The following is a 12022-nucleotide window of genomic DNA, read 5'->3' as shown; positions in this document are numbered from 1 at the left end:
GAGGTCCCCCGCAAAAGCCCTCCGGCGTCGAATGTGACGGTCGCCCCCTCTGCGCGACCGGTAAAACTCAGCCTCGTGCCTTCACGCGAGCCAATGCCGCTGCGCGGGCCGGATCCTGAAGCTGCTCCATCTCCTCCGGCAGCAGCCAGTCGACCGGCTCCACTTCGTAGACGCGCCGTTCAGCGTCGTACGCGAGGATCAGCGCCGGCTGGCCTCGCTTGAGTTCATTGGGCTTCGCGCAGACGACGTTGAGGATGACGCCCGCGCCGCCGTCCTCGAAGGTCGCGTGGCCCGTCTTGGCCGTCACGCTGCCGCTGGAGATGGTGCACACGCGGCCCATCAGCGCCTCGCGCCCCGGGGCGCGCCTGGTCACGAACACCGGCCGCAGGGGCCGGACCGCGAAGCCCGCCGTCACCGTCCCCGCCGCGAAGCACGCCAGCCCCAGCCCGCTGCTCAGCAGCCACGACGGCATCATCCCGCCCAGCGCCTCGTGCAGCGGCTGCGCGCTCACCACCGACAGGAGCCAGGCGATGAACACCACGAAGCTCACGGACACGGTGATGGGGATGCCCGCGAAGCCCATGGCCGCCAGGACTCCGCCACCGTCGACGTCGAAATCCGAGTCATGGGCGCCCAGCGCCTTCGCGCCGCCCAATGCCTTGCCACCCCCCTCGATGGCGCCGCTCAATGCCTTGCCACCCCCCTCGATGGCCCCGCCTAATGCCTTGCCACCGCCCTCGATGGCCCCGCTCAGCGCCTTGCCGCCACCCTCGATGGCCCCGCTCAGCGCCTTGCCGCCCGACTCCAGCGTGATGTCCCCATCGAACAGGTCGATGCCGACCGCGCCCACGATGACGAACAGCCAGTACGTCATCACCACGCCGAGGACGATGGTGAAGATGGCGGTCGGGAAGGCCAGAATGGTGTCGAGGAAGGCGCTCATGCGGCTTGCGCACCACTCTAAACGAATGTCATTCCCATCGAAAACGCGCCTTGCGCTTTTCTGCCCTGCCCCTGGGCGGGCGGCCGGGCGGCACCTGCGTTGCCGCGCGGCCCACTCCTGAGCACTACAGGAGGACGGCTCACATGGCGTGGGCGGGATTCCCCTGGCTCAAGGCACATGGCCCCTCACGCAGAACCAGCCCGGCAGTCCAGGCCCCGGCCAGCAGCCCGGCCCGAGACGCAGTTCGAGCGGCTCCAGCGCGAGAGTAGGGCCCCAGCGCTCCGGAGACACCGGTGGCTCGGTGAAGAAGACGGTGCTCAAGAAGACCATGGTGGCCGCCATGAAGGAGGCCGCCGAGCACCTGGGCCCCGGCAGCGCCGGAGGCGGGCGGCCCCCTGAGCCCCCGCCTCACGGCGACCGCGGGTGGCTCAGGCCACCACGGCTTCGACGACGCTGGGCGGCATCGTCGTCGGGAAGACGTTGGACAGTCTCAGCCCCGCCTTCTCCAGGAGCGCCGTGTACTCCGGCCCCGTGCGCTCCCGGCCGCCCACGAGCACGAGCATGGCCAGGTCGTAGAGGTTTCCGAAGTGGGGCACGTTGTCGCCGGGCAGCACCGTCTCCACGATGAGCAACCGCGAGTCGGGACGCATCGCCGCGCGGATGCACTTGAGGATGCGCAGGCTCTGCTCGTCATCCCAGTCATGGAGGATCTGCGACAGGATGTAGACGTCCTTGCCTTCGGGAACGATGCGCTCGAAGAAGTCACCAGCGACGACGTCACACCGCGGCGACAGCTCCTGCTCGGCGATTCGCTCGCGGGCCTCCACCGCCACGTGTGGCATTTCGAAGACGGTGCCGCGGACGCCGGGATTGGCCTTGAGGATGTGCGTCAGCAGCATGCCCGTACCGCCGCCCACGTCGACGATGCTGCGCGCGGAGGAGAAGTCATATCCGTTCACCACGGCGGGCGCGTTCAGCGTCTGGTACGCGGCCATGCTGCCATTGAAGATGGCGGCGACATCGGGATGCGTCGTCATGTAGTTGAAGAACGTGTCGCCCATGAACTTCTCGACCGTGGGCTTGCCCGTCTTCAAGGCGGTCGCCAGGTCTCCCCACGCCTGCCACGACAGGATGTGTCCATGCGCCCGGAGCGAGCCATACACGGAGCCGGGGTTGTCCTTGCGAAGCATTCCGCCCAGCTCCGTCAGGGCCCAGCGCTGCGTGGACTCATCCTTCACGAGCACCCCCAGGCCGCTGAGCAGGCGCAACAGCCGGCGCAGCGTGGGCGCATGCGTCCCACTGGCCTCGGCGAGCTCCTCGACCGTCTTGGGCGTATCACCGATGGTATCCGCGAGCTCGAGTTCCGCCATGATTTGAAGGCTCCGGGAAACCCAGAAGCCATAGACCATTTGCGTCATCTGCAGAGCGGCGGGCGGAGGCGCGTGAGAGGCTCGAGGTTGCTGGCTCATGTGTCCGTCTCCAAGGAGTTGAGTAGCATCGGCTAGGCTGCAACCTATAAGGTAGGCTGTAAAACTGCTACGGTTCTCTTATTCACCCGGAAGTCCGAGTCTCCCCGTGCGCGCTTACATCACCCGCCGAGAGGCCTTGCCCCGCAGCGCGCTTCATGAACTGCGGACCGCCCTGCTCGGCTCGCGCTTCGTGGCACACAGTCCGTTGATGGGGACGTTCCAGGCCAGCCGAGGGTTTGCCTTCATCTTCACGCACGAAGGCCGCGCCACGTTGGAGGCCCGCTTCCCCTTTCTGGTGCCCTACCTGGCCCACGTGCTGGACCCGATCCATGCGACAGGGTTGTTGCCTTGGCATGAGCGGCTCTGGGGTTCGCGGCGGGAGCGGCCCGCCCCCAATGCATTCTATCTCAACCTCTTGTTGCTCGATGCGGGGCGCGGCGTGGGGCGACACATCGACGCGACTCTGCAGGAGCCCAGCGGCGTCCCCGATGCGACGCCCCGGCACGTGAGCGTGCTGTATCTCCAGGTCCCCGAGCGCGTCCGGGGTGGCGAGCTGCGCCTTCTCCAGAATGACACCCCCGTGGGTGAAATCCGCCCACGCGAGGGCCTGCTGGTGCACTTCCGCGGCGACCTCCAACACGAGGTGCGGCCCTTCACTGGCAGCCAGGAAGGCGCGACCCGCGCCAGCCTCGTGTGTGAGCAATACGCCTTCCCACCCGAGGCGCTCGCTCGAATCCCCGCCTTCCGCATCCAATCCAAGGCAGGCTTCGCCGCGTATCTCGACCACCAGCGCGAGCAGCCCGGTGGCGGCTCCGTTGGCACGTTGGAATAGCTTTCATCCCGAACCGAGGAGGCACCATGGCCGTCGATCCTCAGCACACCGACGTTGAACGCTTCATGCGGGAGGATCCAGGAGGCCCTGTGGTCATCCTGAACCTGGTGCGCTTCAAGGAAGGCGGCCGCGCGTCCTACGAGGCCTATGCGAGCGCGGTGATGCCCTTCATCCAGAAGGTGGGCGCCCAGCCCCTCTACGCCGGAGACGGCTCCACGGCGCTGGTGGCCGATCCCGGACAAACGTGGGACGCGGTGCTCCTGGTCCGCTATCCCAGCCGCGCCGCCTTCCTCCAGATGGTGGCGGACCCGGAGTACCAGCACATCGCGCACCTGCGCACGGAGGCACTCCAAGAAGCCGTGCTCCAGGCCACCACGCCCTGGGCCACGTCGCCGGAGCCCTGAGTCAGGGCTTCGCGGGTGGGCCTCCCGCGCCAGCGTGCACCCGCAGGTCCGCCGTCTCCGCGAAGGTGGGCGGGCGGCGGTGCTTCGACGCCTGTTCATAGGCATGCGCCAGCTTCAAGAGGACGGACTCACTCCAGGCCCCGCCGATGAAGGACAGCCCCACGGGCAAGCCGTACACGAACCCCGCCGGCACGGTGATGGAGGCGTAGCCTGATACAGCCGCGGGCGTGGAGCTGCTGCCCAGCCAGTGGTCACCGTTGATGGGGTCGATGAGCCCCGCGGGCGCCTGCGTCGGCGCGACCAGCGCATCCAGCTTGTGCTTCTTCATCACCGCGTCCAGCCCCTGCGCGCGCGACAGGCGGCGGCAGGCCTGGAGGGCCTTGAGATAAGCCTTGTCCGTCAGGGGCCCCTTGGCCTGAGCCATGTGGAAGAGCTCCTGGCCGAAGTACGGCAGCTCCGACGGCGCGTGCGCTTCGTTGTAGCGGATGAGCTCCGCGAGCGTGCGCGGGGCCGTCCCCTGCTCCAACGTCGCAAGGTAGGCCTCCAGCCCCGCCTTGAACTCGTAGAGGAGGACCTCCAGTTCGGGGGCGTCCACCTGCGCCACCGCGGGAATCGGCGCCGGGTCCACGAGGATGGCGCCGCGGGACTTCATCAAGGCCAAGGCCTCCTCCACGAGCGCGTCGGTGGCCGGGTGGTAGCCGAAGAAGCGCTCCCGGGGCACGCCGATGCGAGCGCCCTTCAGCCCGTCCACGTCGAGGAACCGGGTGTAGTCCGTATGGGCCTTGCCCCGGCTCGCCGCCGTCGCCGCGTCCGAAGGGTCCACGCCCGCGAGCACGCTCAACAGCGCCGCGGCATCCGCTACGGTGCGCGTCATGGGGCCGGCCGTGTCCTGGCTGTGGGAGATGGGAATGATGCCGGAGCGGCTCACCAGTCCCACCGTCGGCTTGAGCCCCACCAACGCGCTGGCCGCCGCGGGCGACACGATGGAACCATCCGTCTCCGTGCCCACGGCCACGGCGCAGAAGTTGGCCGCCGTGGCCGCGCCCGCCCCCGAACTGGAACCCGAAGGAGTCCTGTCCAGCGCATACGGGTTGCGCGTCTGGCCACCCCGCGCGCTCCAGCCACTGGCCGAGCGCGTGGAGCGGAAGTTGGCCCACTCGCTCAGGTTCGTCTTGCCCAGGATGACCGCGCCCGCGGCTCGCAGGCGCTCCACGATGAACGCGTCCCGAGGCGGCCGCGCGCCCACCAACGCCAGGGAGCCCGCCGTCGTCTGCATCTGGTCCGCGGTGGCGATGTTGTCCTTGAGGAGCACCGGGATGCCGTGCAGCGGGCCCCGGGGGCCCTTCTCGCGGCGCTCCTGGTCGAGCGCGGCGGCCGTGGCGAGCGCGTCCGGGTTCAGCTCGATGACGGAGCGCAGCGGCAGGCGCCCGCGCGAGTCCCAGTCAGCGATGCGCGCGAGGTAGCGCTCCGCGAGGCCTTGCGCGGTGAGCTCGCCTGCCTTCATCGCGGCCTGGAGGTCCACCACGGTGGCCTCGGCCAGCTCGAAGGGCCGCTCCGGCGTCGGGGCCGCATGGGCGGGGACATCCAATGAAGCGAGCGCCGTTGCAGCGGCCGTTCCACGCAGGAGCGTGCGGCGGCTGAGGTCCACCGGGGAGCCGGGAGAGGCTGCGGTTTTCTTCATGGTGGGGAGGCTACAGCACCCCGGCGGCACGCGAAGAGTCGCAACCCCGGTGGGGCTTCGTTAGGTTGGCGGGCCGATATGGCCTCCCACCTCACGCTCCTGGCCGGGCCGGACGCGCTCCGGCTCATTCGCGAACGAGGCTTGCGCGGCGACGACGTGGACGTCGTCCCCGGTGCCTCCGGCGGTCCGAAGTGGCTGGTGCTGGCGGGACTGGACCGGGCGCTCTTCGCCGGCCTCTTCCAGAACCGCTCGCGCCCCCTCCACCTCATCGGCAGTTCCATTGGAAGCTGGCGGCTCGCCTGCGTGGCCCAGAAGGACCCGGTGCTGGCCTTGCGCCGCTTCGAGGCGGCGTATATCGACCAACGCTATCCGCCCAAGCCCACGCCCACCCAGGTGAGCGAGACCTGCGAGCGCATCCTGGATGCGCTGCTGGGCGAGGACGGTGAAGCGGAGATTCTGGGCCACCCCTGGGCACGGCTGCATGTCGTCACCGCGCTGTGCCGGGGGGCGGTGGGAATGGAAGGCCCACAGGCGCAGCTCTTCGGCCTCGTGCTCTGCGCCCTGGGCAACCTGGTCAGCCGACGGACGCTGGGGCTCCACATGGAGCGCGTCATCTTCCACACGGCCGGGGACACCAGCCCCTTCGCCGGGCTCAAGGACCTGCCCTCCACCCACCTGCCACTGACACGGGAGAACCTGCGGCTGGCGCTGCTGGCGTCAGGCTCCATCCCCCTGCTCTTCAGCGGCGTGCGTATTCCCGGCGCGCCCGCGGGCGTGTTTCGCGACGGCGGCGTGGTCGACTATCACCTGGACCTGGACTTCGGCCCGGGCACGGGCCTGGTGCTGTACCCGCACTTCTACCCGTACGTGGTGCCGGGCTGGTTCGACAAGTCGCTGCGGTGGCGGCGGGCACGGCCCCGGAACTTCCGCAGGGCGCTGCTCATCGCCCCGTCTCCGGAGCTGGTGGCCCGCCTTCCTGGCGGCCGGATCCCGGACCGGGTCGACTTCGAACGGATGAAGGACGCCGAGCGCATGCGCGCCTGGAACCAGGTGGTCTCCGAGAGCGAGCGCATGGGCGACGAGTTGCACGAGCTGATGGTCACCGGACGCCTCGCGGAGCACGTGCGGCCCCTCTGAGGTCTGCGGCCGTCGGCCCGGAAAAGTCGACGGCCGGCTCCTTGAATCCAGGAGCCGGCCGCCAGGAAGTTCATCTTCAGTCGGCGTTCCGCGACGCCCGGACACTCACTTCATCCGGGCCCCGCGGAGGCCTCCTCCCACCCGGAGGCAGGAGGAGGACCCGCGCGTCTCAGTTCAGACGACGGCGGCGCAGCAGGCCGAGCAGCGCCAGGCCGATCATGCCGACCGGAGCGCCCGCGCCCGTCGCGGAGCAGCCACCGCTGTCACCGCCGTTGCGGGCGGAGAACTGCACGGTGGTGCTGCTCTCGGCGCCCGCGGAGTCCTTCACCGTCAGGCGGAACGAGAACGACGCCGTCTTGTCGTCGAGGTCAGGCAGGTTGACGACCGCAACCGCCTGGTCCGCGCCGGAGATGGTCGCGTTCGGGCCGGAGACCTGCGTCCAGTGGTACGTCAGCACATCGCCGTTCGCGTCGCTAGAAGCCGAGCCGTCGAGCGTGGCCGACGTCTGGTTGCCAGAGAGCACCGCGCGAGCGGTCGCCACCGGCGCGACGTTCTCCTCAGTCACGCTGATGGACGTCACGTCGACGACAGTCGCCGTACCGTCGTTGACCAACAGGAGGAAGGTCAGCGGCTCGGAGGAGGCCGGGGCGGTGAACGTCGGCGTCAGCGAGGACGCGTCAGACAGCGTCACGGGCGTGCCGCCGATCTGCGTCCAGACGATGACGAGCGTGTCACCGTCAGCGTCGGTCGCCGTGCCGTTGAGCGTCACGGTGGCGCCCTCCGCCACGATGGCCGACTCGCCCGCGTCCGCTTCCGGAGCAGTGTTGCTCGGGTTGGCACCCGGGTCCGCCGCCACGACGACGCGCACGACGTCGCTGGTGGTCGAGGTGCCGTCGCTGACCGTCAGGATGAAGCCGAGCGTGTCACCGTTGGCCGTGCTCGGCGCGGTGAACGACGGCGTCAGGGTGTCGGCACCCGTCAGGGTCACCTGCGTGCCACCGATCTGCTCCCAGTGGTACGTCAGCGTGTCACCCTCGGCGTCGCTCGCGGAGCCGCTGAGCGCCACGGTGTCGCCGGCGTTCGCCGTGGCATCGATACCCGCGTTCACGGTCGGCGCCGAGTTCACCGGCAGAGAACCATCGATGATGGTCACCGGCACCGCCTTGGAGGCAGAGGCCGAGCCGTCCGTCGCCGTCACGGTGAACTCGTACGAGCCCGGGACCGGGGTGGCGAAGGAGATGGCGGACGTGTCGGCGCCATTGATGGCAACCGTCGAACCACCCGTCTGCTCCCAGCTGTAGCTGAGCGCATCACCATCCGGGTCGACCGCGGAGGCCGTCACGGTGACAGTACCCGCGGCGAAGGCCACGGACGTGTCGGAGACGATGGGCGCGCGGTTCGCGTTGGTGACCGTCACGGTGACCGTGTCGTTCGCCGTGGCGATGCCGTCGCTGACCGTCAGACGGAAGACCAGCGTGTCATCCACCGTGACCTCGGGCGCGATGAACGTCGCCGTCGGCGTGGTGTAGTCCTTCACCGCCACCGGCGTACCGGAGACCTGGGTCCACAGGTACGTGAGGGCATCGCCGTCCGCGTCGCTGGCGGAGCCGCTCAGCGTGTACTCAGCGCGCTCCTCGACCGTGCCGTCGAGGCCCGCGTTCACGGTGGGCGGATTGTTGGGGAGCGCCACCGTCACGGTCACCGAGTCCGTGGCCGTCTTGACGCCGTCGGAGACGGTCAGCGTGAACACCAGTGCGGTGGCCTCGGTGACCTGCGGCGCCGTGAACGACGGCGTCAGGGTGTCGGCACCCGCCAGGGTGACCGCGGGGCCAGACGTCTGTGCCCAGGTGAAGGTCACCGGCTGGCCTTCCGGATCGGCAGCCGAACCGTAGAGGCTCACCAGTTCACCCGGCGCGATGGACCGGTCCGGACCGGCGTTGGCGATGGGCCAGGGGTTCACACAGACGCCATCCTCAGCCGCGATGGTGGTGAACGGGGTGTTCGTGATGCCGTTGAACTCGAGGTCGTCCAGCAGCCAGCCCGTGTAGCCGGCGCTCATGTCCGTACCGACGCGGAAGCGGACCTGCACCGTCTTGCCGGCGTAGGCCGTGCCCAGGTCGATGGTCGCGGGGAGCATACCCGGGAACTGAGGGTTGTAGCTGGACAGCGCGGGCTTGCCAGCCAGCGGGTTCAGGTTGCCCTCGTAGTTCTCGAGAACCGTGTTGTGGATCGGATCGCCGATGTCCACCCAGGTCTGGCCACCGTCCTCGGTGATTTCGACCGTGGCGCCGTCGTAGTCGTCCTCGAAGTCCCAAGCGTGCAGGAAGTTGATCACGAAGGGCTCAGTCGCGCTGACGTGCAGCTCAGGCGAGATGAGGCGAACGTCGGCGAAGGACGGGGTGTTCTCCGCGTAGAACGTGCGGTTGCCGTCCTCGAACGTGACCACGCTGAACACGGCCGGGGTCAGGGCCTCGTCGTAATCGGTCTCCCAAGGCAGCTTGGACGGGGTGATCTGAACGTCCTCGATGTTGGAGGAGTTCGCACGCTCGTCGAAGTGCGTCGTGAGGATGATGCTGTCCGTGATGTCGCCGGGGATCGCCTGGCCCGCATCACGCGCCGCGATGTCGATGGTCACGTCCTGCTGGCCCGTCGCGCCCGTGAGCGAGACCGGGATGGAGACCGTGGCCGTACCGAACACGGGGATGACCGGGAAGCTCGCCTGACCACCGTTGCCGAACTCGAGACCCGAGAAGGCGGAGGACAGGTTGACGCTGGAGGCGGACGCAGGCAGCGCGCCCGCGTTGCGAATGGTGATCTCGATGCGGCCCGTCTCACCGTTGTCCAGGATGCCGTCGAGGTCGCACGAGCCAGCCTCGACGTCGTCGATGAACTCGGCCGACACGATCTGGATGGCCGAACCAACCACGAAGCTCTCCACGACACCGGCGTGGTTCGTGGAGTAGCGGTCCGGAGCCACGGCACCGACGCCCGCGCCGCGCTTGGCGAAGGCCGCCCAGAACCGCTCGGCGTCCGCCGGGTCGTTGGCGTAGGCCGCCGCGATGACGGCGTCACGCGCCTCCAGGTACGTGGGGGCCGCCGGCGTGAGCTTGTACCCGTTGACCAGGTAGCTCTTCATCCGGTCCTGCGCCTCCTGGAACGGATGCGCGCGGAGCAGCGACGTGTAGCACTCCCACAGCATCGTCGCCCAGATCTCGCCGGAGTTGTGGACCTGCGAGTTCGGCAGACCCGTGTTGCCGTTGAACGGCACGCCCGTGGGCAGCGCCACGCCGTCCATGATGTGACGGAACGACAGCGCGTTCTTGGTCTGGTCCGACGAGTACGTGCCACGGCGGATACCGAAGAACTCGGAGTTCGCGTCCGCGCGCGTGGCGTAGCCCGCGGCGGCGTAGGCGCCGTTCCAGTTCGCGTTGGACGGGACGTTGATGTCCTCGGCGCGAACCATCATCAGCAGAGCGGTGAAGTCACCCCAGCCCTCGCCCATCGCGCGGCCCTGGTTGTTCACCAGACCGGACGAGTTCGCGACGAGGCGGTTGCTGATGTAGTGACCCCACTCGTGCGCCACGATGGCGTTGTCGATGGTGCCGTCGATCCACGTGGTCGGGCCACGCCACAGGGTGACGTTGAGCGCCGGCAGGCCGCTGCGCAGCACGTTGCCATCATCCAGGTTCACGCGAAGCGTGGGGATGGTGATGGTGGTGGACTCGCCGCCCAGGTCGATCGTGGGACCCGCGACGTTGTCGTGGATGATGACGCCGATGGCGCCCGCGTTCTGCGCGTTGGTCACCTTGATGGTGAAGTCGCAGCTGCCGCGGTCGATGATGGCGATCTTGCCAGTGACCTCGGCCGCGTTGGTCAGCGCGGTGCAGCCGTCACGGTCCGTCGGACCCGTGGTGTTGGCCGCGTCCCGCGCCGCCACCACGTCGCCGGTGACCTCGAAGGTCTGCGGACCGAAGGAGGAGGAGACGCCACCCTCGTAGTCACCCGCGACCTCCGCCGGAGCGTTCGCCGTCAGGCGCGAGTTGCGCGGCCCGGCGAACAGGTACATCTGCATGCGCGGCGACGCACCGTCCGCCGGCGTGAGCATGTTGGCGTTGTCGGTGCCGCTGTAGTCCTGCGCCTGCGCCTGCAGACGGTCACCACCCACGCCGCCACGCCCGAAGTTGTCATGCTGGGCGTTGCCGGAGGCCTCGTCGAAGCCGGCGTCGTAGTACCAGTCGTGGAGCCAGTTGTTCAGGAAGAACAGGCTCGTCGTCGCCGCGGCGATCTGCTCGTTGTTGGCGTTCGGCTGGATGCCGAAGTCGATGGTCCGGTCGAACACGCCCGGAGCCGTGACGGAAGCGCGGAGGTCGCCGGCGTTGAAGTAGTCCGGCGCGGTGAGGTCCGCGTACGCGTCGACGTTGTTACCCACCGTCTCCGTCGCGCCGTCCGGCAGCCAGGGATCGTTCCGGCTGAACGGGAGGCTCTCGAGGGTGATCAGGTTCGCCGGAACGTACGGCGACTGGTAGCCGTCCGGGGCGCCGGTCGGGTGCGGCGTACCGCCGCTGCCGATCGGACCGTCGTGCGGGGTGTACGGCGGCGTCGTGTCCGAGAACACGCGGTAGCTGAACTCCGCGTGCGCCTTCAGGTCGTTGCGCATCAGCAACTGACCGTCGGCGGCCGAGATGACGTACGCGAAGTAGTCCGAGTTCACGCTGTTCGCGCGGCCCGTGTTGATCTCCACGTAGTACGCGGGGACCAGCTTGCCAGGCAGCGGGAAGTAGACCTGCTTCGCGCGGGCTGGGATGACAAACCCCTCCTCGAGCGGACGCGCGTAGCTGGCCAGCGTGAAGTGCGAGTACTTGTCGCCCTTCTTCGCGTCGCTCACGCGGGTGAGCAGGTTGCGGTCCAGCGCGGCGCCCGTGAGGTCCTTGTAGGCCACGGCGATCGCCTCGGTCGCGGGCAACGTGAAGCGCGCCTTGGCCTTGGGGATCTCCGCGGAACCGTGCTTGGAGAGGCTGCCGGAGATGGCAACCACCTGGTTGTGCTTGTTCAGCAGCACCTTCAGCGACTGGCGGAAGACCTCGATTCCCGAGGACTCCTGGGCCAGCGTCACGACCTTCACGCCCTGCGTGTTGGTGCTGACGTTGGTGACCGTCGCGCCCGCGGCCTCAAACGAAGAGAGACCGTAGAGAGGAGCGTGGGCAGAAATCTGCGCCAGCGCCGCCTTGGCGGGAGACATCTTCGCGTACTCGCCGCGGAGCTTCGTCTGCTCCGCGGTCGGGTGCGTCCAGATGAACGTCGGGGAACCGGTCAGCGAGTCCTTGTGGGCGACCCGCGCCCCCTTCAGGCTGCTGTTGACCGGCTTGAACCCCGCGGTGGCACGACCCGCGGGCTTCGCGTCCTGGAGTGCATCGTAGTTCGGCAGCGTCCGGGCGACGGAACTGGTACCGGACAGTACCAGGGCAAGCCCGGACAGCGTGGCAACCAACCTTCTCACGTGGGGAAACTCCATTTACGACGGCGGGGGTGGCCGCCTTCCTTACAGCCTGGGTCCAA

The 12022-nt window shown here is 68.7% G+C and carries 8 protein-coding genes; 3 read left to right on the top strand and 5 right to left on the bottom strand.

Annotation, left to right across the window (positions count from 1 at the left end):
• Positions 1 to 67: 67 nt before the first annotated feature.
• From QEG98_RS18840 to QEG98_RS18830, 3 genes are all read right to left on the bottom strand, one after another.
• A complete protein-coding gene (locus tag QEG98_RS18840) occupies positions 68 to 943 on the bottom strand; it encodes a hypothetical protein (RefSeq protein ID WP_316567599.1) in 876 nt (291 codons plus the stop codon).
• Between the two features lie 168 nt (positions 944 to 1111).
• Entirely contained in the window at positions 1112 to 1285 is a 174-nt protein-coding gene (locus tag QEG98_RS18835; RefSeq protein ID WP_316567598.1) for a hypothetical protein, read from the bottom strand.
• An 86-nt stretch (positions 1286 to 1371) separates the two neighbouring features.
• The gene (locus QEG98_RS18830; RefSeq protein ID WP_090491539.1) at positions 1372 to 2352 is read right to left on the bottom strand and encodes a methyltransferase; all 981 of its coding nucleotides are present in this window, start codon (positions 2350 to 2352) and stop codon (positions 1372 to 1374) included.
• A 166-nt stretch (positions 2353 to 2518) separates the two neighbouring features.
• Between QEG98_RS18830 and QEG98_RS18825 the strand changes: the two genes are divergently transcribed.
• Positions 2519 to 3244: a 2OG-Fe(II) oxygenase gene (locus QEG98_RS18825; RefSeq protein WP_316567597.1), complete on the top strand. Its 726-nt coding sequence runs from the start codon at positions 2519 to 2521 to the stop codon at positions 3242 to 3244.
• A gap of 26 nt (positions 3245 to 3270) precedes the next feature.
• On the top strand, positions 3271 to 3648 hold the full coding sequence (locus QEG98_RS18820) for a DUF1330 domain-containing protein (RefSeq protein ID WP_011553593.1): 378 nt from the start codon (positions 3271 to 3273) through the stop codon (positions 3646 to 3648).
• Between the two features lies 1 nt (position 3649).
• On the opposite strand, the gene QEG98_RS18815 is transcribed toward QEG98_RS18820, so the two are convergent.
• Positions 3650 to 5329, bottom strand: coding sequence for an amidase (locus tag QEG98_RS18815; RefSeq protein WP_316567596.1), 1680 nt, complete (start codon positions 5327 to 5329; stop codon positions 3650 to 3652).
• Positions 5330 to 5407: 78 nt separating this feature from the next.
• Here QEG98_RS18815 and QEG98_RS18810 point away from each other — a divergent pair, with 78 nt between their 5' ends.
• Positions 5408 to 6466 (top strand): patatin-like phospholipase family protein, encoded by a 1059-nt coding sequence (locus tag QEG98_RS18810; protein ID WP_090491474.1) that lies wholly within the window; start codon positions 5408 to 5410, stop codon positions 6464 to 6466.
• Between the two features lie 169 nt (positions 6467 to 6635).
• Here QEG98_RS18810 and mepA read toward each other — a convergent pair whose 3' ends face one another.
• A complete protein-coding gene (gene mepA / locus QEG98_RS18805; protein WP_316567595.1) occupies positions 6636 to 11978 on the bottom strand; it encodes a myxosortase-dependent M36 family metallopeptidase MepA in 5343 nt (1780 codons plus the stop codon).
• Positions 11979 to 12022 lie beyond the last annotated feature (44 nt).

It is taken from the genome of Myxococcus sp. MxC21-1 (genome assembly GCF_032612255.1).
Lineage (GTDB): Bacteria > Myxococcota > Myxococcia > Myxococcales > Myxococcaceae > Myxococcus > Myxococcus virescens.
The sequence above is the reverse complement of the archived record's forward strand: the minus strand, read 5'-3'. Positions and strand labels throughout refer to the sequence as shown.